The organism is Arthrobacter sp. 05N33_2, from assembly GCF_056397425.1.
Genome location: NZ_JBFTNJ010000051.1, coordinates 1 through 25,057 on the forward strand (window position 1 = coordinate 1; position 25,057 = coordinate 25,057).

Here is a 25,057-nt window from a genome sequence, read left to right on the forward strand (position 1 = left end):
GCACGCCGCCACCGAGCGGCACGTCAGCCTCCGCCCGGCCCCCGACACCATGTGCCACCTCACCGCCCTGCTGCCCGTGACCGCCGGCGTCGCCGTCTACAAGGCCCTCACCGGGCACGCCGACACCCTCCGCGCCGCCGGGGACCCGAGGGGCCGCGGGCAGCTCATGGCCGATGCCCTGGTCGAACGCACCACMGGCACCCCCGGCGGGATCACCGGCGTCGAAATCCAGCTCGTCATCACCGACCGCACCCTCCTGCAGGGAGACTCCGAACCGGCCGTCCTGCCCGGCTACGGGACCGTCCCCGCCGGCTGGGCCCGCACCCTCATCAACGGCACAAGGGGTGCACACAGAGGTGACGGCGGCCGTCCCCCCGGACCGGGCGGCGCGGCCACAAACAGGGACAGAAACACGGACAGAAACGGTGACGGCCAGTCCGGCGGTCCGGGGCACAGTGGTCGCCCTGGACCGGGTGGCACCGGAGGGAGCGGCGATGACCCCGCGTTCAACCTCTGGCTCCGCCGGCTCTACACCCACCCCGGGAGCGGCGAGCTCGTGGGGATGGACTCCCGCGCCCGGCTCTTCCCGCCCGGGCACCGCCGCTTCATCCAAACCAGAGACGACACCTGCCGCACCCCGTACTGCGACGCGCCCATCCGCCACCTGGACCACATCATTCCCTGGCACACCGGCGGCCCGACCACCACGGACAACGCCGCCGGCCTCTGCGAAGCCTGCAACCACACCAAAGAAACCCCCGGCTGGAAAGCACGCYCCAGCCCCGAAGCCGCACCCGGATCCGCCTCGAGCATCGGCGCGAGGCACACCCTCGAACTCACCACCCCCACCGGCCACACGTACCGTTCCACCGCGCCACCCCTGCCCGGATCGCCTGCCGGCGAAGCGAGCGCGGATTCCCGCCGCCAGCGCCGCGACGAGCGCCATCGCGCGAAGACGCTCAAGCGTATGCGGCACTCAGGCTCACTGGCGGCYTGAGCGTCGAACGGATCTCAAGCTGTCCAGGCTTGCACGCACAAAAAAGCCGCCCGCCGATCAGAATGATCAGCGGGCGGCTTTAGGGCAACTCGTCGGCGGGCTTTAGCGCGCGCCGATCTCCTCCGGCTCGGGCTCGCTGTCGGCCGAAGCTGAGGCTGAAGCCGCGGGCCGGAGCTTGGCGCCCTCGACATCGACGTCCGGCAGGATCCGGTCCAGCCAGCGGGGCAGCCACCACGCCTTCTCGCCGAGCAGGTACATCACGGCCGGAACGATCGTCATGCGGACCACAAACGCGTCCACCAGGACACCGAAGGCCATCGCGAAGCCCAGCGGCCGGACCATATTCAGGTGCGAGAAGATGAAGCCGGCGAACACGCTGACCATGATGATTGCGGCGGCGGTGACTACGGACGCGGCATGGCTGAAGCCGGTGCGGACCGCATGCCGGGCCGATTCGCCGTGCATGAAGGACTCACGCATGCCCGAGGTGATGAACACCTGGTAGTCCATGGCCAGCCCGAACAGCACGCCGATCAGGATGATTGGCAGGAAGCTCAGCACGGCGCCCGGGTTTTCGACGCCGAACACCGTTCCCAGCCAGCCCCACTGGTAGACCGCGACGACGGCTCCGAAGGCGGCCGCGAGCGAGAGCAGGAAACCGCCCGTGGCCAGCAGCGGTACCACGATGGAGCGGAACACGAGCAACAGCAGGATCAGGGACAGCCCGACGACGATGGCCAGGTACGGGGGCAGGGCATCGCCGAGTTTGGCGGAGACGTCGACGTTGCCGGCAGTCTGCCCCGTGAGGCCGATGCTGACCCCGGTGGAATCCTTGATGCGGTCCTTTTCGGTGCGTAGCTCGGAGACCACCTGGACAGTGCTCGCACTGGCCGGGCCCTCCCGCGGGATGACCTGGAACACCGCGGTGCGGCGGTCCTCGCTCAGGGCCACCGGAATGGCGGCGGTGACGTTGCCAGTGCCACGGAGGATGTCGGCGACGTCGAGCTGCTTGGCTGTGGCTTCCTCCGCGCTCAGGCCGGCCGGGAAGTCGCCCACCACCACGATCGGGCCTGTCATGCCTTCGCCGAAGCTGCGGCCGGTGACGTCATAGGCCTTGAACGCCTGCGACTCCACAGGCTCGGACCCGCCGTCGGGCAGCGCCAGCCGCAACTGGCTGGCTGGCAGCGCCACGATGCCCAGCAGCAGGACGCCGGCCAGCAGTGCCAGGACCGGGTGCCGGGTGACGAGTCCGCCCCAGCCCTGTTTGCTGCGGCGTTCGTCGCGGGCACGGTCCGCGCTCTCGTGGCCGGGGGCGGCGTTGTGCTTTTCCGCCTTGGCCCAGACCCGGCGGGAGATGAGCCGGGGCCCGATCAGGGACAGCACGGCGGGGGTGAGGGTCAGGGCGACAACGACGGCGACTGCCACCGTTGCGGCGGCGGACAGGCCCATCACGGCCAGGAAGGGAAGGCCCGGGATCACGAGGGCCGCGAGGGCGATGATGACGGTCAGGCCCGCGAACAGCACCGCGTTGCCCGAGGTGCCGGTGGCGAGGGCGACGGATTCCTCGCCGTCCATGCCGGCCAGGAGCTGGCCGCGGTGACGATTGACGATGAACAGGGAGTAGTCGATGCCGACGGCGAGGCCCAGCATAAGCGCCAACATCGGGGAGATGGAACTCATGTTGACGGCGCCGCTGAGGGCAAAGGTGCCGCCGACGCCCACCGCCACACCGACCAGGGCCATTAGCAGGGGGAGCCCGGCGGCGATCAGGGTTCCCAGCATGACGATGAGCACCAGCGCCGCGATGGCGATGCCGAGGATCTCCGAGATGCCGAACAACTCCGAAACATCCTCCGTGATTTCCTTGCTGGCCAGGGCGGTCACGCCGGCGGAGGAGACTTCGTGGGCGACGTCCTGGACCTGCTGGCGCACGGCGGGGGCCAGCCCGTTGATCGAGGTCTTGAACTGGACCTGGGCGATTGCCGCAGTGCCGTCCTCGGATACGAACCGCATGCCCTGCGAGGCCTCCAACTGGCGTTTGGCCAGGGCGAGCTTGGCCGCGCCGGCCTCGAGTTCCTTGGTCCCGGCGTCGAGCTTCTCCTGGCCCGCGGCGAGGGCAGCCTTCTGCTGGCCAAGCTGGGCGTCGATGGCCTCGGCGGACATGCCGGCCGCGGTCATCTGCTGCTCGGCGGCGGCCAGCTGGGCCTTGCCGGCGGCCAGTCGGGCGGCCGACGCGTCCAGCTGCGCCTGTCCTGCGGATGCCTGCTGCTCGCCGGCGGCAAGATCCGTGACGGCCTTGTCCAGCTGGGCCTGGGTGGCGAACGGGTCCACGGTGCCCTGAACATCGGGGAGGGCTTTCAGCTTGGTCAGCGCAGCCGAGACCGCGTCCTTGCCGGCCTGCGTGAACGGGCCGTTCTGCGACTCGAAGACGATGCCGGCCGAGCCGCCGGAGGACTTGGGCAGCTCCTGCTTCAGCTTGTCCGCCATCTGCTGGGTTTCAGTGCCGGGGATCTGGAAGTTGTTGGACATGGTGCCGTGGAAGGCCGCAGCCGCGCCGCCGACGGCCACCAGGACGGCGAGCCAGAGGGAGATGACGAGCCAGCGGTGGCGGTAGGAGAACTTGCCGAGACGGTAGAGCAACAGGGCCATGTCAGTGCCGATCTGGGGAAGGGGTGGCGGGGGAGTGGGACGCGAATCCGGAGCCGAGGAGGCCCATGGAATCGATCAGGAGCTGGCGCAGGACGGACAGGGACTCGGGGGTCAGGTCGCCGCCGCAGCGGGCAAACCAGACATCCATGGCGGCTTTTCCGCACGAGATGACGGAGCCGGCGAGGGCGCGGAGGTAGAGCTCGTCGACGTCGCCGGCCGCCGTCAGCGCAAAGCGTTCGCGGGCGGCTTCGATGATCTGTTCGGTGCAGTGGTCCCAGGCTTCCAGCTCGGAGCGGCTGAGCTGGGGGTTGGTCTGGCCCAGGCTGTAGAGCTCGGCCACCGGTGCGACGGTCATGGGATCGGCCAGTTCAACGAGGGCTGCGCGGGCCGATTCCAGGATGGGCTCGCCTGCCGGGCGGAGCCGGAACTGCTGAAGTGCCGTGTCCAGGAAGCCGAACGTCACCGAGGCGAGCGCCGCCTCGGTGCTGCCGAAGTAGTTGAAGAACGTGCGCCGGGAGATCCCGGCGGCGTCGGCGATGTCCTCCACCGTGAAGTTTCCGGGTCCCCGCGTGCGGAGCAGGTCCATGGCGGCGTCCGTGATGGCCTGCCGGGTAGCGGCCTTGTTTAGTTCGCGGCGCGAGGGGACACCGAGGTCGCCGGATGCGGCGGCGTGGGCGGCGGAGGGGGAGGGCGATGGGGACACGCGCTTACACTACGTGCATGTTTGCACTCTGGGCAAGTATTTTCCAGGGGTGGGGGCTGGCAGGATTGGCGCTCAAGGCTTGAGCTGGGCTGCCGCGTCGCCGGAATTGGTCAGGTAGATCGACTGGCCCGTTGCCCCGGGCTCATTCTGCGAGAGCGGAATGGCAAAAACGGCTGTGCCGTAGGCGCAGATCTCCGTCCAGTTCTGCCCGATCGCCGATGTATCGAAGCGCATGGTAACGATGGCGTTGGCGCCGCGCTGCTCGGCCTCGGCCACCATCCGGGCCATGACATCCTGCCGGCTGTCGTAGAGGGCCCTCGTCATTTCCAGCACCTCGCCGCCGCCCAGGGAACGGAAGCCCGCCATGAGCTGGGCCGTGATGTCCCGGGAGCGGACGGTCAGGCCCATGACTTCGCCGAAGACGGCGTCGATCCGGTGGCCCGGGATGTCATTCGAAGTGACGATCAGCATGCCCAGAGCCTATCCACCTTTGCCGCCATTTTGCCCTCTTTTTGCCCTCTGAGCGTCCCTGCCGGATTCACAGGAAAGTGAAAGCTGGGRAACAGCTATCTCTGCTGGGGCAGGTGCAGACTGAAGATGCTCGTGGAGCAGCCTTCCCCGGACGAACCATCAGCTTCAAGCGCCGTCACCGCGCGGCAGATCCAGGAGACAGCAGATGTCACGCACAACGAAAATCGCACTCGGCCTCGGGGCGGCGGCCGTTGCACTGGGCGCAGGGCTCGGGGTCGCCGGGATGGCCTCCGCCACCACGACGCCGACGCCCGCCCCGACACCCAGCTCGAGTGCTCCCGGGAACAACTTCGCCGACGGCTACGGCATGCGCGGCGGACACCGCGGCCACGGCGGTGCGGAGTTCGGCGCCCGCGCCAAAGAACTCGCCGCCAAGCTCGGCGTCGACGAGGCGAAGGTCACCGACGCCCTGAAGACTTTCCGCGACGCCAACAGGCCGGCCACCCCGCCGGCCCCAGGGCAGAAGCCGGACCGCGCCGCGATGGAGAAGGCCCTGGCCGCGTCCCTGGCGAAGTCGCTCGGCATCGATGAAGCCAAGGTCACCGCTGCCCTGGAGGAATTGCGTACCGCGGAACAGGCCAATCACGCCGCGGCACTGAAGCCCCGGCTGGACCAGGCCGTCAAGGACGGCACCCTGACCCAGGCAGAAGCGGACGCAGTCACCAAGGCCGCCGAAAAGGGTGTGATCGGCGGACACTAGGCACGTGCGGACTCGGGCCGATGCCGGCTAAAAGCCGAAGCCGGTAAACCAGAGAAGTCCCCGGGATTCCAGGGGACTTCTCTGGTGAACACTCGTTCTGTTGTTACGCCCTGGCGTCAGCCAGTTCCCGCTCGTCCCGTCCTGCCGCGGGAGTGGCGGCGGCGGAGGGGTCGACGGCCGCGGTGCCATCGACGTCGTCGCTAAACGGATCGCCGTTCCGCGGCGCGTTGTACAGCGTTTCGTCCAGGATGCCCTGGCGCTTGGCCACGATCGCCGGGATCAATGCCTGCCCGGCCACGTTGACGGCGGTGCGTCCCATGTCCAGGATCGGGTCGATGGCCAGCAGCAGGCCGACGCCGGCCAGCGGCAGTCCCAGCGTGGAGAGCGTCAGCGTCAGCATCACGACGGCGCCCGTAGTGCCGGCGGTCGCGGCAGAGCCGAGCACGGACACCAGTGCGATCAGCAGGTACTGGGTGAAGTCGAGCTGGATGCCGAAGAACTGGGCCACGAARATCGCCGCSACGGCCGGGTAGATCGCCGCGCAGCCGTCCATCTTGGTGGTCGCGCCGAGCGGCACGGCGAAGGAGGCGTAGGCGCGGGGGACACCCAGGCTTCGTTCGGTCACGCGCTGGGTCAGCGGCAGGGTGCCGATCGAGGAGCGGGAGACGAAGGCCAGCTGCACGGCCGGCCACACGCCGGAGTAGTACTGCTTGATGGACAGTCCGTGGCTGCGGATCAGCACGGGGTAGACCACGAACAGCACGAGCGCCAGGCCGATGTAGATCGCCACGGTGAACTTGCCGAGCGAGCCGATGGTGTCCCAGCCGTAGACGGCCACGGCGTTGCCGATCAGGCCGACCGTGCCCAGCGGCGCGATCCGGATGATCCACCAGAGGACCTTCTGGATGACGGCGAGGGCGGAGGCGTTCAGGGCCAGGAACGGCTCGGCCGCCTTGCCCACTTTCAGCGCGGCGATGCCGACGGCGATCGCGATTACCAGGATCTGGAGGACGTTGAAGCTCACGGCGGTGGTGGCGACGCCGTCAGTGACGGTGGTGGTCGCGCCGAGGCCCAGGAAGTTCTTCGGGAACAGCCCGGTCAGGAAGGCCCACCAGTCACCGGACTTGCCGGCGTACTTCGCTTCCTGGCTGATGCCGGTTCCGGCGCCGGGCTGCAGCAGCACGCCCAGGCCGATGCCGATCAGCACGGCGATTAGCGAGGTGATCGCGAACCAGAGCAGCGTGTTCCAAGCCAGCCGGGCCGCGTTGGAAACGGCGCGCAGGTTGGAAATTGAGCTGACGACGGCGGTGAAGATCAGGGGGACCACGGCGGTCTGCAGCAGCGAGACGTAGCTCGAGCCGATGGTCTGCAGCGTGGTGCCGAGGGCGTTGGGGTTGGCCTTGGTGCTGCCGGTGTACTTGGCCAGCAGGCCAAGGCCCAGGCCGACGATCAGGGCGGCAATGATCTGGAAGCCGAACGAGCCGGCCCATTTGGGCAGCTGGAACCCGGTCTTTCCAGCGGGTGCGGGGGTGCTTGTCTGAGTGGTCACCGGAACACGCTAGGACCGTTGCCAATAGCATGACGAACGGATGTTGAGAAATGTTACGGCGCCACGGGTGGCCCCGCGCCGCGGAATGCCCGGGCTTGCCGCGCCGGCAGGGGCTTTGTGAAGTTATTCCGGCAAGCGGTGTGGCGATTGTCTCGTCGCCGGGCGGCCCGGGCCGCCCGGTGAGGCGCGAGATGACGGTTCGCGGCAATGCTCTGGAGAAACACTGCCGCGAACTGCCATCCCGGGCAGGGAGGGCCTAGCGTGCGCAGGTGCCTGCGACGCCGCCGCCTGCGTGGTAAATCATGTCCTGGTACGCCACGGAGGAGCGCACCGGGGTGTTGCTGGTGACTGTCTGGACCGTGGCTCCGCTGCGTGCGAGCTTGAAGGACGGTGTGGTCCCGGCCACGAGCGGAACCTTGAAGGAGGTCAGCCCGGCCGGGGCGTCCATGGTCTTGACGTTGCTGCCCTGGGTGATGGTCAGGCGCCCCGGAGTCTTCAGCACGGCCACGAGTTCTACTTCGTTCTTCGCCGCGTCACCGTTCGGGATGTACATCGGCGTGGGTTTGCCGTTGCGACCGATGGGGGTCATCGAATACGGAGCGTTCGTGGGGTGCGAGCGGTGGCTCCAGTACAAGGCATCCTGGGTGATCGCGGGCTTGACCCCGTTCTTGAACCAGGAAATGTAGTAGGCAGCCATGTCCAGCACGGCATAGCCGCGGTCCTTGGAAGGTGCCACCCAGGACTCGGTGTAGTCGTTCCAGGCGATGAGCGCAATGGAGTCGGCGTTGCTGGTGACCGCCGAGGCCAGGGAATCGCGCAGGGTGGAGCTGTTGGATGATTCCCAGTACCGCCCGTCGTAGGACCGTGAATCCTCGAACGCCACCGGCTGCATGTAGGTCTTGCCGCGGCGGTGGGCTTCAGCGCTTTCCTTGGCGAGGGTCGGAACGCCGCTGGCGGTGCGGGTGCCCCATTGCGAATACCCGGACACCGAATTGTTCCAGTCCGTCTTTTGGGTTCCTCCGCCCCACGAAATGAAGATGGGTACGAGGTTGGATTTGACGCCGGAGGAGGCGAGGCGGCTCCGGAGCCCGTCCCACCACGAGGGAGTCTTGCGTTCCGGGAAGAACGGGGCGAGCACGATGCCGGCAGTGTTCCGGTAGATGGACGGGTCGTCCTTCACCTTCATGACGTTGTTGTAAACGCTGTCAGAGGTGGAGCCGGCGGCCGTGTTGAAGTCCGGGCTGAGCATGATCTTGAAGCCCGGGTCAACCGCCTTGGCGGCGGCGAGCATGGCCGGCAGCTGCTGCCAGCGGATATCGGTGGAGCTGTTGTATTCCCAGATGAATCCGTCCAGGCCCGCCCCGACTGCCTGCCGGACCTCCTTCTCGAAATCGGCCTGCCGCCAGGTGGTCTGGGTTGCACGCTGGGGAGCAGCCGGACGGTCCCGGAGGTCGTACGCGCCGTTGGCGGAGTTGTGGGTGTCCATCCAGCGCGGGTAGACGTCGCGGGTGGCGTCGGGGCTGTCGACTGCGAGCGGGAACGGCGGGAAGTAGTAGGCCCACGCCTTCTTCACCGAGGTGTGCCGGTTCGCGGGCGCCGGGAGGTTGAAGGGCAGCGGATTGCACGCCGTTGTCGTAGCGGTGGGCGTGGCAGTCGGCGTCGCGGCGTTCAGGGGTGCCGGGGCGCTAAGCGTGGCCGCAGCCACGACGACGGCCGTCGCAACCACGGATGCCGCTGTGCGCTTCCGGATCCGCGTCCGCGCTTTCGCGGCGTCATTGGTCGGTGGACTTAGGAATGAGGCGATATTCCTCATAGGGGCTCCAATATGGGGTCTTGTGTATGCCCGGCAATCGTCAGCCGCTGCAGGATGCCTCAGCGAGGTTCCGGCAGAAGCTCAGCGCCTGGCTTTTCCTCTGCGCTCCTTCGCGGAGCGCCGGGATGCTGGCGCTATTCGTTCACGCGGGATTCTATTGTCAATAGCTCGCACCGGAGACCAAGGTGCTGGTACCTCTATGCATGCGCCTGGTTCATAGGCGTTGTCCCGCGTAATTGCTGCGGGGACGACGCGCGCATACTGACAGTCAGCAAGACCATGCCGCAGTTGCGGAGGTACTTGCATGACCGGCGCCCTGCCGGAGGGCAAAGGTACACCGGACACTTGAGTCGCAGCCCCAGCCGCCGACCCGGGCGTTCAAAAGCCCAGAAAATGTGTCCCCCAGAGACTAGTCGACTATTGGGCCAAGGTCCATTTGCCCGGGACAGACGGACGGCCGGCTGCGGCGACTTCGCCCCGCGAATAGTCGCCCCAACCGGCCGTCTGCCCACTGTCCGTGCAGGTCAGCCCCCGGAACCCGGCTTACCCCAGGAGCGCGCGCTTGAGGGTGTCCAGGCCCACCGAGCCGATGTTCAGGGCCTTCGTGTGGAAGGCCTTGAGGTCGAAGCCGGGGCGGGATTCCAGCTCTTCCCGGATCTGCTCCCAGAGCCGCTGGCCCACCTTGTAGGACGGGGCCTGTCCCGGCCAGCCCAGGTAGCGGGTGAACTCGAACTTCAGCTGCCCCTCGCTGATCGGCAGGTTGGCGCGGAGGAAGTCAAAGCCGTTCTCCGAGGTCCAGATGCCGCTGCCCCAGCGCTCGGGGACTTCGAGTTCCAGGTGCACGCCGATGTCGAACACCACGCGGGCCGCACGCATGCGCTGCATGTCCAGCATGCCCATGTGGTCGCCGGGATCATTGAGGTAGCCGAGCTCCTGCATGAGTTTCTCCGCGTAGAGTGCCCAGCCTTCGCCATGGCCCGAGGTCCAGCACACGCTGCGGCGCCACTTGTTCAGCAGCTCCCGGCGGTAGGTGGCGGTGGCGACCTGGAGGTGGTGGCCRGGCACGCCCTCGTGGTASACGGTGGTGGTTTCGGCCCACGTGGTGAAGGTGTCTTCACCGGCCGGCACGGACCACCACATGCGGCCCGGGCGGCTGAAGTCCTCCGAGGGTCCCGTGTAGTAGATGCCGCCTTCATCGGTGGGCGCGATCCGGCACTCCAGCGTTTTCATGACGTCCGGGATCTCGAAGTGGACGCCGGCGAGCTCCGCGACGGCTTTGTCGGACAGTTCCTGCATCCAGGCCTGGAGGGCGTCGGTGCCCTTGAGCTGGCGGGCGGGATCGTTGTTGAGGATCTCTTTGGCTTCCTCCACCGTGGCGCCGGACCGGATTTCGCCTGCCACCCGTTCCTGTTCGGCGATGAGGCGGTCGAGTTCCTGGACACCCCAAGCGTAGGTTTCCTCCAGGTCCACGGTGGCGCCGAGGAAGTCCCGGGAAGCCAGGGCGTAGCGGGCGCGGCCCACAGCGTCCTTGGCCGGGGCGACGGGCAGGAGCTCGGACTCGAGGAAACCTGCGAGCCGGGAGTACGCCACCCGGGCAGCTGCCGCGCCGGCGTCGAGCCGGGACTGCAGTTCCGCCGGGAGCGGGCCGTCCGCGGTCTTGGCGCCGGCGGCGAGCTTGGCGAAGAAGCCGTCGTCCGCGGCGTGCTTGGTGGCCTGCTCGATCACGATCGAAACCTGGCGGGCCGCGGCCACTTTGCCGTCCTGCATCGCCGAACGCAGCGACTCGATGTAGCCGTCGATTGCGGCGGTGACATTGTAGGCCCGGCCCGCGATGTGCTCCCACTGCCCGGCGGTATCCGTCGGCATGAGGTCAAAGATCGCGCGGATGTCCTGGGACGGGGAGGCGATGTTGTTCAGATCGGCCGTGGCCCAGCCCGATTCGTGGATTTCCAGCTGCAGGCCCAGCCGCTCGCGCATGGCGTCGAGCGTGACGGCGTCGACGTCGTCAGCCGGCTCCAGCCCGTCCAGCGCCGCAAGTGCCTCGCGRGCGGCGGCCGCGAATTCCTCGTGGCCGGCGGGGGAGAAATCCTGGTACTCCGTCTCGTGCCCGGGCAGGCCGAGTTCGGTGGCGAAGCTCGGGTTAAGCCGGATCAGGGTGTCCGTGTAGGCGTCGGCGACGGCGTCAATGGCCGTCTGCTGGCGCGCGGGGGCAGTGTTGTCTGAGGCGATGATTTCGGTAGTCACCCGACGAGACTAGCCCGGCCGCCGCGGTTATGAAAGAGTCACTGAACTTTTTCGCGCGCAACTCTCCCGTGCAGATTTCGGCTGCGGGCAGGCCCTGCCAGGACGCTGAACCGCGTCGGCTCAGCCCAGGCTGCGGCGCCAGGCCTGCGGACCGGGCCTCGGCGCCAGCCGAAGCTGCTGCCGGCGGACCCAGTGCCGGACGCCGGGGCTTTCCGGTGCCGCCTGCTGGGTCTGCCCCAGGGACAGCACGACGGCGGTCAGCGCCGCCAGCTCTTCCGGCGTCGGTTCGCCCTTCACGACTGAGAGAAGCGGCGAGTCGAGGCTGTCGGCGGGTCCTTCTGGCCGTGGGCCCACGCCGGCGAGGGACCCGGCCTGAGCTTGCGAAGGCTGGGAGCCGGTGGGGACTTGCGAGGTTAGGGGGCGGGTGGGGATCACAGCGGGATGTTCCCGTGCTTCTTGGCGGGCAGGGCTGCCCGCTTGTCCCGGAGGGCGCGCAGGCCCTTGATGATCTGCAGCCGGGTCTCGGACGGTGCGATGACGGCGTCCACGTAGCCGAGCTGGGCGGCCTGGTAGGGGTTGAGCAGCTCTTCCTCGTACTGGCGGATCACCTCGGCGCGCTTGGCCTCGACGTCGCCGCCGTCCTCGGCCACCGCGGCGAGTTCGCGGCGGTACAGGATGTTCACGGCACCCTGGGCGCCCATGACGCCGATCTGGGCGGTGGGCCAGGCCAGGTTGAGGTCCGCGCCGAGCTTCTTGGAGCCCATCACGATGTAGGCCCCGCCGTAGGCCTTGCGGGTGATCACGGTCAGCTTGGGCACGGTGGCCTCGGCATACGCGTAGAGCAGCTTGGCGCCGCGGCGGATGATGCCCTGGAACTCCTGGTCCTTGCCCGGCAGGAAGCCCGGCACGTCCACGAGCGTGATGATGGGGATGTTGAAGGCATCGCAGTGCCGGACGAAGCGGGCGGCCTTTTCCGAGGCCGCAATGTCCAGGGTGCCGGCGAACTGCATGGGCTGGTTGGCCACGATGCCCACCGTGTGGCCCTCGACCCGGCCGTAGCCGATGATCACGTTCGGGGCATAGAGGGACTGCATCTCGAGGAAGTGGGCGTCGTCGACAATTTGCTCGATGACCTTGCGCATGTCGTACGGCTGGTTGGCCGAGTCCGGGATCAGCGCGTCCAGGGCGAGGTCGTCGTCGTCGACCTCCAGTTCCTGCTGGTGCTCCAGCACCGGGGCCTCGGCGAGGTTGTTGGAGGGCAGGAAGTCGAGCAGTTCGCGGACGAACTCGACGGCGTCGGCCTCGTCGGAGGCCAGGTAAGTCGAGGTGCCGGTGTTGGCGTTGTGCTGCCGGGCGCCGCCGAGGGTTTCCATGTCCACGTCTTCGCCGGTGACGGTCTTGATGACGTCCGGGCCGGTGATGAACATGTGCGAGGTCTTGTCCACCATGACCACATAGTCGGTCAGGGCGGGGGAGTAGGCCGCGCCGCCGGCGGAGGGGCCCATGATCAGCGAGATCTGCGGGACGACGCCGGAGGCGTGGACGTTGTTGCGGAAGATGTCCGCGAACATCGCCAGGGAGGCGACACCCTCCTGGATGCGGGCACCGCCGCCGTCGAGGATGCCCACCACGGGGCAGCCGTTGCGCAGCGCGAACTCCTGGACCTTGACGATCTTTTCGCCGTTGACCTGGCTCAGCGAGCCGCCGTAGACGGAGAAATCCTGGCTGTAGACCGCGACCGGGCGGCCGTCCACAGTGCCGTAGCCGGAGACGAGGCCGTCGCCGAGGGGCTTCTTCTTCTCCATGCCGAAGGCGGTGGAGCGGTGCACGGCCAGCGCATCGAATTCGACGAAGGAGCCGGCGTCCAGCAACAGGTCGATGCGCTCGCGGGCGGTGTTCTTGCCGCGCGCGTGCTGCTTGGCGATCGCTTCCGGGCCGGAGGGCTGTTCGGCACGGGCCTGGCGGTCGCGGAAATCTGCAATCTTTCCCGCAGTCGTGGTCAGATCGTGGCTCATCAAGTTTCTCCGGCTCTGTCGCAAGGTTGTACGGCGCCCGTCGCGTGGGGTCCTTTGGCTGGAATCCACAAAAGCAGGGCTCTGCTGGCAAGTCTAGTGACGGTATTGGCCGGTGCCGCTGTAGGGAACCTACAATTTTCCCGCCGCGAAGCTCCCTCACCACTTTGTTACCCGCCAGTAACATTGGTCGGCTAGAGTGTGGGCATGACTTCAAGCAACGATGCTTCGGGCACCGCCACAGGGCCGTACCAGGCCGCCGGTTCCCTTCAGGGCCGCACTGTCCTCATCTCGGGGGGCAGCCGCGGCATCGGCCTGGCCATCGCGCTCCGCGCAGCCCGGGACGGCGCCAACATCGTCCTGATGGCCAAGACCGGCCAGCCGCACGCCAGGCTCGAGGGCACCGTGTATACCGCGGCAGAACAGATCGAGGCCGCCGGCGGCCAAGCGTTGCCGCTGGTCGGCGACGTGCGCAACGACGCCGACGTCGCCGGGGCTGTCGGCGCCGCTGTGGACCGCTTTGGCGGGATCGACGTCGTCATCAACAATGCTTCGGCGATCGACCTCTCCTCGACCGACGACGTGGACATGAAGCGCTACGACCTCATGCAGGACATCAACGTCCGTGGCACCTTCCTGCTCTCGAAGATGGCACTGCCGGCGCTGCGGGCATCCGATGCAGGGCACATCCTCACGCTCTCCCCGCCCCTGAACCTGGATCCGAAGTGGGCCGGCCTGCACCTGGCCTACACCATGGCCAAGTACGGCATGAGCCTGACCACGCTGGGGCTGGCCGAGGAGCTCAAGGCCGACGGCGTCAGTGTGAACTCGCTCTGGCCGTGCACCTTGATCGACACCGCGGCGATCCGCAACATGCCCGGCGGCGACATGATCGTCAAGGGCGCCCGCAGCCCCGAAATCATGGCCGACGCCGCCCACGCCGTGCTGACCGGCGGCAACGCGGTCCCCGCCCACGGCAGCCGGAGCGGTAACTTCTACACCGATGAACAGGTTCTCGCGGCGGCAGGGGTGACGGACTTCAGCCCGTACAGCCTCGGCGCGCCCGAGAACCAGCTCGTCCCGGACATCTTCCTCTGAACTTGCTGGGTGTTTGCGGCCGTCTGCCCCGCGGAATTTCCCCTCATTTCGCGGCCGGGCGCCGGAATCAGCGGTGTGTCCGGCCGACACGCCGGACATCCCGGCCAAAGGTGGGGAGTTTCGGCGGAGGCATGTGAGGCAGACGGCCGGGGCCCCGGTGCGCTTTCCTCGGTAGGATTCAAGGATGGAAACCGCGCAGGAAACCCCGGACCGTCCGCCCCTGGACCTGAGTGCCCTCAGCGATGAGGCGTTCCTGTCCGCGAACGGAATTCCGCGCCTGACGGTGCTTGAGTCCACCGGCTCCACCAACGCTGATCTCCTCCGCGGGGTGACCGAGGATCCCGGCGCGTGGCCGGACCTGTCAGTGCTGACCGCCGAGTACCAGAGCGACGCGCGCGGCCGGCTCGACCGCCGGTGGGAGGCGCCGGCCCGCAGTTCGGTCTCCGTCTCCCTGGTGCTCCTGCCAGTCAACGCGGCCGGCCGGCCGCTGCCGACCCACAGGTACTCCTGGCTCTCCCTCCTGGCCGCCCTCGCCCTGCGTGAGGCCCTGACGGAAACGGCAGGCCTTCCGGCGGAACTCAAATGGCCCAACGACGTCCTGGTCCGGGGCCGGAAAATCGCCGGCATCCTGGCCCAGCTCGGCCCGCTCGGCGCCGGCGGCGCGCCRCCGGTCATCCTCGGCACCGGCCTGAACGTCACGCTGACGGAGCCCGAACTCCCGGTTCCCACCGCCACCTCCGTGCTGCTGGAGAATCCCGACACAGTGGACCGGACGGAGCTCCTGAAGAGCTACCTGTCCCGCTTCGCCACCCTGTACCGGAGTTTCTGCAACGCCGACGGCGACCCTACCGCCGGCATGGCCGGTGGCCCGTCGCTGCACAAACGCGTGGAGCACCTTCTCTCAACCCTCGGCAAGCAGGTCCGGGCCCAACTCCCGGGCGACCACGAGATCATTGGCCACGCCACGCGCCTGGACGAATACGGCTCACTCCTGGTGGTCGATGCCGCGGGCCATGAACATGTGGTGACCGCCGGCGACGTCGTGCACCTGAGGCCGTGGAACCCGGCCGGGACCGGCGGCCAGGGCACCGGCAGCGGCGGAGCAGAAAGCGGCTATGCGTAGAGTGCTCCTGCCGGGAGAGCAAGTGATTGTGGTGACCCGGCCCCAGCCCAGGATGCTCATTGTCCCGGCGCTGATGTTCATTGTTGTTCCGGCCTTGGCCGCGTACGCCTGCGCCTGGGTTGTCAAGGGTGGTCCGGCGCGGCTCGTCCCCCTCGTCCCGAAAGAGTGGACGCCCTGGCTCCTCGCCGTGTGCCTGGCGTTGGCGGCGTGGGTGCTGCTGGGCTATTGTCTCCCGCGGGTCATCGCGTGGCATGCCACCCGCTACATCCTCACCAGCCAGCGCATAGTTGCCCGATACGGCATGCTACGGCGGCGCGATGAACAGATACCCCTCGCCGCCGTCCGGCATGTGGCCATTGAGCAATCCTTGTTGCAGCGCCTATTGCACTCCGGGAATATATCCTTGGAGACCGGGTACCCCCTTGGAACGGTGGTCCCCGATGTCCCGGAGGTCGCGACATTCCGTAATTTCCTGCTGGACGCCATCGACGACCTCCCGCAGGGCGAGGCGTCCGGCGCCGATGGCATGAACTACAACCCGGGCGAGGCCTGGCCGTGGGAGACGAGAGAAGGTGGAAGAGATGAACGCTGAGAACGTCCACCAGGACATCGATCTCGCTGCCCCGGATTTGCCCCGGGAGCCCGAGGACGCCGCCGGTTCGGCTGCCGCCGACAGCGACGCCGGGACCGCCTTCGGCGCCCAAGCCGGCGCGCTCATCGAACCCGCCGCCGAACCCGAACTCGAACCCGACGAAGTCGAGCCCAACGAACCCGCCGAACCTGAACCCGTGGCCCCGCCCACCGGCACGATGTCCGCTGAACGGCTTGCCGCCAAGGCCCTGGAAGCGCGGCTGCTGGGCGGAGAACGCAAGCTTCGGCGTCGTGAAGTCGCCGCCGGTGCGGGGCTCTCGCTGCTCTCTGCCCGGAAACTTTGGCGCGCCCTGGGTTTTCCCAACCTCGGGGATGAAGATGTCGCCTTCACCGAGCGTGACCAGGCCGCCCTGTCCACCATCGTGGACCTGGTGCGCGACGGCAAGCTCACCGAGGAAGCCGCAATCTCCATCACCCGGGCCATCGGCCAGATGACCGACCGGATGGTGGTGTGGCAGATCGAGGCCCTCGTGGAGGACATGGTCCAGGAACATGGCGTGACTGACGCCGTCGCCCGCAAGCGCCTCGTCAGCGAGTTGCCGAACCTGATCGACCCCCTCGAGGAGATGCTCGCCTACTCCTGGCGCCGCCAGCTCAACGCCGGTGTGCAGCGCCTGGCCGTCCGGGCCGAAGCCGGGCTGCAGTCCAGCGAAGAGGGCCGCGAAGGCGACGAGGACGATGCGCCCCTGCCGTTGGCCCGGGCGGTCGGCTTCGCCGACCTTGTCTCCTACACCAGCCTGTCCCGCCGGATGAACGAGAAGACGCTCGCCCAGCTGGTGCAGCGCTTCGAGAACAAGTGCGCCGAAATCATCTCGGTCGGCGGCGGCCGGCTGGTCAAGACCGTCGGCGACGAGGTCCTGTACATTGCCGAGACTCCGGCGGCCGGCGCCGAGATTTCCCTGGCCCTGTCCCGCGCCTTCACCGACGACGAGATCCTGCCCCAGGCCCGCGTGGCCATGGTCTGGGGCCGCATCCTCTCCCGCCTCGGCGACATCTACGGACCCACCGTCAACCTCGCCGCCCGCCTGACGGCCCTCGCGGACCCTGGAACCGTGCTGGTGGATTCGATGACCGCGGCCGCGCTGGAGCAGGACGAACGCTTCGTCCTGGTGCCCCGGCCGGCCGAGGACGTCCGCGGGTTCGGTGAAATCCACCCGGTGCAGCTGCAGCCCGGCAGCGGCCGGGGCCTGATCCTGGACTGAACGCCGGATCAGCCCGGCGGCAGGCCGTGGCGGGCTTCTCAGCTGAGCGGCGCATATGCAATAGTCGGACCGGCAGTTGCGATCCGGCCGGGTTGTGAACGCCGTCAACCCCCGCGCACCAGTGAAGCCGCGCACCACTGTATTGAGGACCGCCATGAACCCATCGCCAGACGCCCCCATCCCGCCCTCGGACGGAAAACAGGGACCGCTACTGCGCTGCGGGTACGGCACGGACCGGGGACTGCGCCGCGAGGCGAACGAGGACTCCTTCATTGCCGCTGACCCCGTCTTCGCCGTGGCGGATGGCATGGGCGGGCACGAGGCCGGCGAAGTTGCCAGCAGCATCTGCGTGCGCACCCTGGCCGAGCTGCCACAGTCCAAGACCGGCAGCCGGGATGCGACGGCGGACATCCTGCAGGAGTACCTGCTCATGGCCGATGCGGGCATCCGTCACGCCACCGGATCGCGTGCCGGAACCACCCTGTCCGGCGTCGTGGTGGTGGAACAACAGGACGTTCCGTACTGGCTTGTCCTCAACATCGGAGACTCCCGCACGTACCGGTACAGCCACGGCCAGCTCGCACAGATCAGCGTGGACCATTCCGAAGTCCAGGAACTCCTCGACACCGGCCAGATCACCGAGGCCGAGGCCGCCGTGTACCCCCGCAGGCACGTGGTGACACGGGCGCTGGGAACCGGGGATGACTCCGAGGCCGACTTCTGGCTGGTTCCCCTTGAAGACGGCGACCGGATGCTGGTCTGCTCCGACGGCCTCAACGGCGAACTCAGCGATGAGAAGATCGCCGGCATCCTCGCGGCCGAGGCCGACCCCCAGGCGGCCGTGGACGAACTGATCCAGGCGGCCTTGCGCAGCGGCGGCCGGGACAACATCACGGCGATCGTGGTCGACGCCCGGACTGCAAACGTGGACGAGCCCGCCTGACCTCGCGGTCAGCGTCAGACCAAATTCGGAAGCGGACCCCAGACCGGACCCTGGACCGGACAATGTCGGGGATCTAGGGCAGGATAGGTCTGTGAGCACAGGGAAGACCGCAGCAGAGACCGCAGCAGGGACTGAAGAAGCAGCCGAAGCAGCCCCCGGGCACGTCACGGACCCTCAAGGCCCCGCGGGGGAGCAGGTCCCGTCCGGGGACATCCGCGCGGAGTATGAAGACCTCGTGGAGCAGGTCCGCAAGCACCGCTTTGCGTACTACCAGCAGGACGCGCCGATCATCTCCGACGCCGAGTTCGACGAGCTCTACCGTCGGCTGGAAACGCTCGAAGCCATGCATCCGGAACTGGTGGCCAACGATTCGCCCACGCAGGAAGTCGGCGGCGAGGTGTCAGCGGCGTTTGCCGCCGTGCAGCATTTGCAGCGCATGTACAGCCTGGAGGATGTCTTCTCGCTCGAGGAGCTGGAGGCCTGGATGGTCAAGGCCGAGGCGGGCGTCGCCAAGCTCGGCAACGGCGGGAACCCGCCGTCGTGGCTCACCGAACTGAAGATCGACGGCCTGGCCGTCAACCTGCTCTACCGCGACGGCGCCCTGGTCCGGGCCGCAACCCGCGGGGACGGCACCACCGGCGAGGACATCACGCACAACGTCCTGACCATCAAGGAAATCCCGCAGCAGCTCAGCGGCACCGGCTTCCCGGCGGAGGTGGAAGTCCGCGGCGAAGTCTTCATCCCGTCGCAGGCCTTCGCGGAATTCAACGAAGCCCTGATCGAGGCCGGCAAGGCGCCGCTGGCCAACCCGCGCAACGCCGCCGCGGGTTCGCTGCGGCAGAAGGACCCCGCGGAAACCGCCAAGCGGCCGCTGCGGATGTACGTCCACGGCATCGGCGCCCGCGAGGGTCTCGACACCGCCAGCCAGTCCGAGACCTACCGCAAGCTGGCCGAGTGGGGACTGCCGACGAGCCCGTATTTCGAGGTGCTGGCCGGGCTGTCCGACGTCCTGGAATTCATCAAGCGCTACGGCGACAAGCGGCACAGCCTCACCCATGAGATCGACGGCATTGTGATCAAGGTGGACGACTTCGCCACCCAGCGGGCCTTGGGCTACACCACCCGGGTGCCGCGCTGGGCCGTGGCCTACAAGTACCCGCCCGAAGAGGTCCATACCAAGCTGCTCGACATCGCCGTCAACGTCGGCCGCACCGGCCGGGTCACCCCGTACGGCGTGATGGAACCGGTCAAGGTTGCCGGCTCCACCGTGGAAATGGCCACCCTGCACAACCAGGAGGTGGTCAAGGCCAAGGGCGTGAAGATCGGCGACATTGTGGTGCTGCGCAAGGCCGGAGACGTGATACCGGAAATCGTGGGCCCGGTGCTGGCGCTGCGGGACCAGCAGGACCCTCCCGTCCGCGACTTCATCATGCCCACCGAATGCCCCGCGTGCGGCACGCCGTTGGCCCCCGGGAAGGAAGGGGACGTGGACATCCGCTGCCCCAACTCCCGGTCCTGCCCGGCGCAGCTGCGCGAACGCGTCTTCCACCTTGCCGGCCGCGGCGCCTTCGACATCGAGGCCCTCGGTTGGGAAGCCGCCATCGCACTGACCCAGCCGGCCGAGCCCGCGGAGCCGCCGCTGACCACCGAGGCGACATTGTTCGACCTCACTCCGGAGCAGCTCGCGGACGTCCGTGTCCGCCGGGAGAAGCGCTCCAAGGGCGCCGGCACAGGGGAATTCGAGCTGGTGCCCTACTTCTTCACCAAGGCCACCACCAAGACCCCGTCCAAGCCCACGGCCACGACGGACAAGCTCTTCCGGGAGCTGGAAAAAGCGAAATCCCAGCCGCTGTGGCGGATCCTGGTGGCCTTGTCCATCCGGCACGTCGGGCCGCGGGCCTCGCGCGCCCTCGCCACCGCGTTCGGCAGCATGGACGCCATCCGGCAGGCCTCCGAGGAGGAGCTCGCCCACGTGGACGGCGTGGGCCCGGTCATCGCCCAGGCGCTGACTGAATGGTTCGCCGAGGACTGGCACCGCGACATCGTGGACCGCTGGGCGGACGCCGGCGTCCGGATGGCGGACGAACGCGACGAGTCGACGCCCAGGACGCTGGAGGGGCTGACCGTGGTGGTGACCGGGAGCCTCGAGGGCTTCAGCCGCGATGAGGCCAAGGAAGCCATCCTGATCCGCGGCGGCAAGGCGGCCGGATCGGTGTCGAAGAACACCAGCTACGTGGTGGCGGGCGAGAACGCCGGCACCAAACTGGACAAGGCCGAACAGCTTGGCGTCCCGGTCCTGGATGAGGACGGCTTCCGTGCCCTGCTGGCGAACGGGCCGGCCGGCGAATGAGTTCCCACTCCGCGGGTCCTCCCGCACCTGGCGTTCCGGGGCTGCTCGAACTGGCCAAATCGGCCGCCGCGGCGGGGGCCGCCGTCCTGGCCACCCGGAAGACTGCGGCCCTGGACGTCAGCAACAAGGGCGACTCAGGAGACTGGGTGACCGCCTTCGACCTCGCCGCCGAAGCCGCCGTCCGGGACGTCATCACCGCCGCCCGGCCGTGGGACATCATCACGGGGGAGGAGGGCGGCACCGTCCTGCCGGCGGAGCCCAGCGGCTACCGCTGGTCCATCGACCCGCTCGATGGCACCACCAATTTCATCCGCAACATCGTCTACTACGCCACCTCCGTGGCGGTGGCCGACGCCGACGGCGTCTGGCTGGCCGGCGTCGTCAGCGCACCGGCGCTGGGACGCACCTACTACGCGTCCCGCGGCGAGGGCGCCTGGCTCCAGGAACAGGGCCAGGTGACCGCCCTGTTCGGCCCGGTCCCCGGACGGACCGGCCAGATCCTGGCCACGGGTTTCAACTACGATCCCGGCGTGCGGGCGGAACAGGCCGCAGGCCTCGGCAGCCTGATGGACGGCTTCGCCGACATGCGCCGGCTCGGGTCCGCGGCGCTAGACCTGTGCCTCGTGGCGGACGGCACGCACGACGCCTACGGTGAGCGCGGGCTCAACGAACACGACTTCGCCGCCGGAGCCCTGATCGCCGAGGAGGCAGGCTGCTGGGTGCGCCGGCCGCGGCTCACCAGCCCCCTGGCCGGCGGCCCCTCCGACGACGAACGCCTGGCCGCATGGACGTGCGCCGGTCCGCTGGAACTCTCCGGCAAATTCCCGCTCTAACGTCGTCCCGCTGGGCCGGCTCTACGCCTGTCAGATGCGCCTGAGTGATAGTTCAGTCACGGAAACGGCCTTTCCGGGCACGGCCCGGGCCGGGCGCCCGTACCATTGACAGGTGCCTTCGCAGATCCTCATTCGCCCCGCCGTTCCGGCCGACTTCGACGCCATAGCGCGCATCACCCGGGACGCCTACCTGGCGGCGGGCTACTTTGAGAGCGCCGACCACCCCTACATGCAGCAGATCCAGAACGTCGGGCAGCGCGCGGCGGCCGCGACGGTTTGGGTCGCCGAGCGTGAGGGCCGGATCCTCGGCTCCGTGACGCTGGCGGTCGCCGGCGAGCCCTACGCGGACATCGCCTTCAGCGACGAGCTCGAGTTCAGGATGCTCGTGGTGGACCCCTCCGTGCAGCGCAGCGGCGCCGGCAAGGCCATGGTCCAGGCCATCATGGAGCATGCCAGGGCCCTGCCCGGTATTCACGCCGTGGCCCTCACCACGGGCGAGAGCTGGGAAAGCGCCCACGGCCTTTACCTGAAGACCGGCTTCGTCCGGGCGCCGGAGCGCGACTGGCTCGTGCCGGGCACGGACATCAAACTGCTCGTTTACCGCCAGGAACTCTAGCCGGGGCGGTGGCCCCGCGCAGGTCCGCCGACACAAATCAACCCGGTTTGGCGGCCCGGCCGTCCTGCGCCCTACAGTTGTGCCGATCCCTGCGGCAACTGCGAAAGGCCCACCATGCGCAAGACCTTCGGTACCGGCTCCACCTGGGAACAGACCCTCGGCTATTCCCGGGCTGTCCAGGTGGACAACACCCTCTACATCTCCGCGACCGCCGCCAGCGGCGAGGACGGAATCGTGGGCGAAGACTTCTATACCCAGACCAGCTACATCCTGCAGAAGCTCGGCGCCGTGCTGGCCGAGGCCGGCTTCGGCTTCGAGGACGTGGTGCAGTCCAAGCTGTACCTGACGGACATCAGCCAATGGGAAGAGGCCGGCCGGGCCCACGGCGAGGTCTTCGGCGACATCCGCCCCACGCTCTCCCTCGTTCACGTGCTGCCGTTCCTGGATCCCAAGATGCTCGTCGAGATCGAACTCGTCGCCCAAAAGAGCGCCGCCTAGGGCCAAAGCGACGCTTGCCCGGGGCGTTACGGGGGCCGGGGGGACTCTGGCGGAACCGCCGGACTTGGAGTAAGAAGAGCGCATGACCAAGGCACCCGGGCAGGGGCCCGCCAGGATCCCCCTCATCGGCCAGTTCCGCTCCTATGACCGCTCGTGGCTGCGCGGCGATCTGATTGCCGGGGTCACCGTCGCGGCCCTGATCGTTCCGAAGAACCTCGGGTACGCAGGCATCGCCGGGATTCCGCTGCAGAACGGGCTGTATGCCGCGGCCGCCGGCGCCATCGTGTACGCGATCTTCGGCACGTGCCGGCAGATCTCGATGGGCCCGAGCTCGGGCCTGGCGGCGGTGGCCGCGAGTGCCGTGCTCGCGGCAGGCATCACCGGCGAACAGGATATCGCCTCGTTCGTTGCCGGAATCACCCTCGCCTCCGGGATTCTGTTCCTGATTCTTGCCGTCTTCAAGATGGGCTGGATCGCGCAGTTCCTCTCGAAGGCCGTGGTCACCGGCTTCCTTTTCGGCGCGGCGATCGACGTCGTGATCGGCGAGCTCCCCAAACTCACCGGGACCGAGGTCACCGGCTCCAACCCGCTCCAGGAGCTGTGGTCCTGGCTGGGCACCCTGGGCGAGGCGCAGCCGACCACAGTGGTGGTGGGGGTCATCGCACTGGCTGTCGTCTTCGGGCTGAAAGCCATCGCTCCCCAAGTCCCCGGCGCCCTGGTCCTGGTGGTGGGCGGACTGGCGGCGGAGGCGCTCTTCGGTCTCGGGGCCAAAGGCGTGGCCCTGGTGGGCGATGTACCCAGCGGGCTGCCCTCGCTGCAGGTCCCGGACGGCCAGCTGATGTGGGACCACGTCGGCACCGTGGCGCTCGCGGCKGTGGCGCTGGTCCTGATCGGTTTCTCCCAGACCGCCGGGGATGCGAGGGCGTTCGCTGCCAAACACCGCTACCAGATCGACATCAACCAGGAATCCATTGCCCAGTCAATGGCCAACATCGCCTCGGGTCTCTTCAAGGGGATGCCCGTCTCGACGAGCCTGTCCGCGAGCTCGCTGAACGACCACTCGGGGGCGAAGACCGGACTGGCCTCCCTCACCTCCGGGATCACCGTCCTGCTCACGCTGCTCTTCCTGGCGCCGCTGTTCTCGATCCTGCCCAAGCCCGTGCTGGCGGCGCTGATCATCGAGGCCGTCGTCATGGGCATGATGAACGTGCCCGAGCTGCGGCGGCTGGCCCGCGTGCAGAAGTTCGACTTCTGGATTGCGGTCGCGGCGATCATCGGGACCCTCATCTTCGGCGTGCTGGCGGGCGTCGTCATTGGAATCGGACTCTCGCTCATCTGGCTCGTCCGGGTGGCGACCCATCCGGAGATGCCCGACCTGGGCCGCGAGCCCGGTACCCAGGTCTTCCGCGATGCCGGTGAGCATCCCGGCGACGAGAAAGTTCCCGGCATTGCCGTGATCCGGTTCGACGGCGGCCTGTTTTTCGCCACGGCCGATGCACTGGAGGACCGCCTGCGCGACGTCATCCAGTCGACGCCGGGGCTCACCGGGATCGTGCTCGACTGCGGCGGGATCAACTTCGTCGACTCGCAGGGGGCGGCAAAGGTGGCGGACATCGTCATCCTCGCCCSGGAGGCCGGGGTCAACCTGCGCCTGACCCGGCTGAAGCCCGCGGTCCGGGCGGTCCTGGAGCGCGACGGCGTGATCGAGCGCATCGGGGTGGACATGATCCACGGCAACATCCACAGGGCCGTGCAGGCGGAGCAGGCGGCGGCACAGAAGGAGCCCGACGGCGCCTAGGTTGGCTTCGCTGCTTGTGTCGCGGCGCCTAGCGGGCGGCCGGGGCGGGGATTCCGTAACGGTGCTCGGGCCGCCCGGTGGTGCCGTAGCGCAGCTGGATGTCGACGGCGCCGTCGTCCGCCAGCGCGGACAGATACCGCTGGGCGGTGGCCCGGGACACGCCGACCCGGGCGGCGACGTCGGCGGCCGAATACTGCTCGCCCGGCACCAGGGATTCCAGCACCGCGGCCTCGGTGGCGGAGCGGGGACGTGCCGAGGCGACGACGTCGCCCGGGATCAGGGCGCGCTTGGCGCGCTCCACCGTCTCCTGGCTGACGGAGCCCGGCTGGGCCAGGATCCGGCGGTAGCGTGCATAGGAGCGCAGCTGCTGTGAAAGAGATTCGGCTGTGAAGGGCTTGAGCAGGTAGCCCAGTGCCCCGCGGCGGAACGCGAGGCGCAGCGAGGCCGTGTCCGARGCCGCGCTGAGGATCACGGTGTCGACGTCCAGTTGGTGCAGCAGGTCCAGGCCGGAGGCGTCCGGCAGGTAGACGTCCAGCAGCACCAGGTCCGGGCGGAGGCTGTGGATGGCCTGCAGCGCCTGGGACGCCGAGCCGGCCGGCGGCAGCGCCAGGAAGCCGGCCACCGAATCCACATAGGCGGCATGCAGCTTGGCGACGTGGAAATCATCGTCGACAATCAGCACCCTGAAATCCTCAGACATCGTTGTCCTCCCGGTTTGCTTCAGTGATTCCAGATTCGGTATTTCCC

The 25,057-nt window shown here is 68.3% G+C and carries 21 protein-coding genes; 12 read left to right on the forward strand and 9 right to left on the reverse strand.

What is annotated here, in order from left to right:
- Nucleotides 1-997: HNH endonuclease (locus tag AC1DHX_RS16045; protein WP_476900235.1), on the forward strand; the 997-nt coding region annotated here is incomplete at its 5' end.
- A gap of 102 nt (nt 998-1,099) precedes the next feature.
- Here AC1DHX_RS16045 and AC1DHX_RS16050 read toward each other — a convergent pair.
- The 3 genes from AC1DHX_RS16050 to AC1DHX_RS16060 all read right to left on the reverse strand — a co-directional run bounded on the left by AC1DHX_RS16050 (nt 1,100) and on the right by AC1DHX_RS16060 (nt 4,820).
- Nucleotides 1,100-3,646 carry an MMPL family transporter gene (locus AC1DHX_RS16050; RefSeq protein ID WP_476859100.1) on the reverse strand — a complete coding sequence of 849 codons (2,547 nt, stop codon included), beginning with the start codon at nt 3,644-3,646 and terminating at the stop codon, nt 1,100-1,102.
- A gap of 1 nt (nt 3,647) precedes the next feature.
- Entirely contained in the window at nt 3,648-4,349 is a 702-nt protein-coding gene (locus tag AC1DHX_RS16055) for a TetR/AcrR family transcriptional regulator (protein WP_476856511.1), read from the reverse strand.
- Between the two features lie 72 nt (nt 4,350-4,421).
- Nucleotides 4,422-4,820 carry a YbjQ family protein gene (locus tag AC1DHX_RS16060; protein WP_476856510.1) on the reverse strand — a complete coding sequence of 133 codons (399 nt, stop codon included), beginning with the start codon at nt 4,818-4,820 and terminating at the stop codon, nt 4,422-4,424.
- A 205-nt stretch (nt 4,821-5,025) separates the two neighbouring features.
- Here AC1DHX_RS16060 and AC1DHX_RS16065 point away from each other — a divergent pair, with 205 nt between their 5' ends.
- A complete protein-coding gene (locus AC1DHX_RS16065; RefSeq protein ID WP_476856509.1) occupies nt 5,026-5,580 on the forward strand; it encodes a hypothetical protein in 555 nt (184 codons plus the stop codon).
- A gap of 103 nt (nt 5,581-5,683) precedes the next feature.
- Here AC1DHX_RS16065 and AC1DHX_RS16070 read toward each other — a convergent pair whose 3' ends face one another.
- From AC1DHX_RS16070 to AC1DHX_RS16090, 5 genes are all read right to left on the reverse strand, one after another.
- On the reverse strand, nt 5,684-7,129 hold the full coding sequence (locus AC1DHX_RS16070) for a dicarboxylate/amino acid:cation symporter (RefSeq protein WP_476856508.1): 1,446 nt from the start codon (nt 7,127-7,129) through the stop codon (nt 5,684-5,686).
- A 256-nt stretch (nt 7,130-7,385) separates the two neighbouring features.
- Nucleotides 7,386-8,855 carry a glycoside hydrolase family 71 protein gene (locus AC1DHX_RS16075; protein WP_476859099.1) on the reverse strand — a complete coding sequence of 490 codons (1,470 nt, stop codon included), beginning with the start codon at nt 8,853-8,855 and terminating at the stop codon, nt 7,386-7,388.
- 630 nt (nt 8,856-9,485) lie between these two features.
- Nucleotides 9,486-11,186 carry a DUF885 domain-containing protein gene (locus AC1DHX_RS16080; protein ID WP_476859098.1) on the reverse strand — a complete coding sequence of 567 codons (1,701 nt, stop codon included), beginning with the start codon at nt 11,184-11,186 and terminating at the stop codon, nt 9,486-9,488.
- A 120-nt stretch (nt 11,187-11,306) separates the two neighbouring features.
- The gene (locus AC1DHX_RS16085; protein WP_459385969.1) at nt 11,307-11,540 is read right to left on the reverse strand and encodes an acyl-CoA carboxylase subunit epsilon; all 234 of its coding nucleotides are present in this window, start codon (nt 11,538-11,540) and stop codon (nt 11,307-11,309) included.
- Between the two features lie 77 nt (nt 11,541-11,617).
- Entirely contained in the window at nt 11,618-13,201 is a 1,584-nt protein-coding gene (locus AC1DHX_RS16090) for an acyl-CoA carboxylase subunit beta (protein WP_079551557.1), read from the reverse strand.
- A gap of 204 nt (nt 13,202-13,405) precedes the next feature.
- Here AC1DHX_RS16090 and AC1DHX_RS16095 point away from each other — a divergent pair, with 204 nt between their 5' ends.
- The 10 genes from AC1DHX_RS16095 to AC1DHX_RS16140 all read left to right on the forward strand — a co-directional run bounded on the left by AC1DHX_RS16095 (nt 13,406) and on the right by AC1DHX_RS16140 (nt 24,310).
- A complete protein-coding gene (locus AC1DHX_RS16095) occupies nt 13,406-14,296 on the forward strand; it encodes an SDR family oxidoreductase (RefSeq protein WP_476859097.1) in 891 nt (296 codons plus the stop codon).
- Nucleotides 14,297-14,480: 184 nt separating this feature from the next.
- A complete protein-coding gene (locus tag AC1DHX_RS16100; protein ID WP_476859096.1) occupies nt 14,481-15,419 on the forward strand; it encodes a biotin--[acetyl-CoA-carboxylase] ligase in 939 nt (312 codons plus the stop codon).
- Nucleotides 15,412-16,011 (forward strand): PH domain-containing protein, encoded by a 600-nt coding sequence (locus AC1DHX_RS16105; protein ID WP_476859095.1) that lies wholly within the window; start codon nt 15,412-15,414, stop codon nt 16,009-16,011. The genes AC1DHX_RS16100 and AC1DHX_RS16105 overlap by 8 nt, the downstream gene beginning before the upstream one ends.
- Nucleotides 16,001-17,272, forward strand: coding sequence for an adenylate/guanylate cyclase domain-containing protein (locus AC1DHX_RS16110; protein ID WP_476859094.1), 1,272 nt, complete (start codon nt 16,001-16,003; stop codon nt 17,270-17,272). Before AC1DHX_RS16105 ends, AC1DHX_RS16110 begins: the two co-directional genes overlap by 11 nt.
- Before the next feature lie 154 nt (nt 17,273-17,426).
- Nucleotides 17,427-18,215 carry a PP2C family protein-serine/threonine phosphatase gene (locus AC1DHX_RS16115; RefSeq protein WP_476859093.1) on the forward strand — a complete coding sequence of 263 codons (789 nt, stop codon included), beginning with the start codon at nt 17,427-17,429 and terminating at the stop codon, nt 18,213-18,215.
- 91 nt (nt 18,216-18,306) lie between these two features.
- On the forward strand, nt 18,307-20,565 hold the full coding sequence (gene ligA, locus AC1DHX_RS16120) for an NAD-dependent DNA ligase LigA (protein ID WP_476856501.1): 2,259 nt from the start codon (nt 18,307-18,309) through the stop codon (nt 20,563-20,565).
- On the forward strand, nt 20,562-21,398 hold the full coding sequence (locus AC1DHX_RS16125; RefSeq protein ID WP_476849357.1) for an inositol monophosphatase family protein: 837 nt from the start codon (nt 20,562-20,564) through the stop codon (nt 21,396-21,398). The genes ligA and AC1DHX_RS16125 overlap by 4 nt, the downstream gene beginning before the upstream one ends.
- A gap of 112 nt (nt 21,399-21,510) precedes the next feature.
- Nucleotides 21,511-22,014 (forward strand): GNAT family N-acetyltransferase, encoded by a 504-nt coding sequence (locus AC1DHX_RS16130; protein WP_223914089.1) that lies wholly within the window; start codon nt 21,511-21,513, stop codon nt 22,012-22,014.
- A 114-nt stretch (nt 22,015-22,128) separates the two neighbouring features.
- Nucleotides 22,129-22,512, forward strand: coding sequence for a RidA family protein (locus tag AC1DHX_RS16135; protein ID WP_476856499.1), 384 nt, complete (start codon nt 22,129-22,131; stop codon nt 22,510-22,512).
- Nucleotides 22,513-22,594: 82 nt separating this feature from the next.
- On the forward strand, nt 22,595-24,310 hold the full coding sequence (locus AC1DHX_RS16140; RefSeq protein WP_476900236.1) for a SulP family inorganic anion transporter: 1,716 nt from the start codon (nt 22,595-22,597) through the stop codon (nt 24,308-24,310).
- Nucleotides 24,311-24,338: 28 nt separating this feature from the next.
- Here AC1DHX_RS16140 and AC1DHX_RS16145 read toward each other — a convergent pair whose 3' ends face one another.
- Complete coding sequence (locus AC1DHX_RS16145; RefSeq protein WP_476849361.1) at nt 24,339-25,010, reverse strand: response regulator; 672 nt, start codon at nt 25,008-25,010, stop codon at nt 24,339-24,341.
- Between the last annotated feature and the right edge of the window lie 47 nt (nt 25,011-25,057).

Bases quoted from the DNA above. Each gene is read 5' to 3' on its own strand.
- AC1DHX_RS16050 (WP_476859100.1), bottom strand. From the start codon at position 3,646: ATGGCCCTGTTGCTCTACCGTCTCGGCAAGTTCTCCTACCGCCACCGC.
- AC1DHX_RS16060 (WP_476856510.1), bottom strand. From the start codon at position 4,820: ATGCTGATCGTCACTTCGAATGACATCCCGGGCCACCGGATCGACGCC.
- AC1DHX_RS16065 (WP_476856509.1), top strand. From the start codon at position 5,026: ATGTCACGCACAACGAAAATCGCACTCGGCCTCGGGGCGGCGGCCGTT.
- AC1DHX_RS16090 (WP_079551557.1), bottom strand. From the start codon at position 13,201: ATGAGCCACGATCTGACCACGACTGCGGGAAAGATTGCAGATTTCCGC.
- AC1DHX_RS16095 (WP_476859097.1), top strand. From the start codon at position 13,406: ATGACTTCAAGCAACGATGCTTCGGGCACCGCCACAGGGCCGTACCAG.
- AC1DHX_RS16105 (WP_476859095.1), top strand. From the start codon at position 15,412: ATGCGTAGAGTGCTCCTGCCGGGAGAGCAAGTGATTGTGGTGACCCGG.
- AC1DHX_RS16110 (WP_476859094.1), top strand. From the start codon at position 16,001: ATGAACGCTGAGAACGTCCACCAGGACATCGATCTCGCTGCCCCGGAT.
- AC1DHX_RS16115 (WP_476859093.1), top strand. From the start codon at position 17,427: ATGAACCCATCGCCAGACGCCCCCATCCCGCCCTCGGACGGAAAACAG.
- AC1DHX_RS16125 (WP_476849357.1), top strand. From the start codon at position 20,562: ATGAGTTCCCACTCCGCGGGTCCTCCCGCACCTGGCGTTCCGGGGCTG.
- AC1DHX_RS16135 (WP_476856499.1), top strand. From the start codon at position 22,129: ATGCGCAAGACCTTCGGTACCGGCTCCACCTGGGAACAGACCCTCGGC.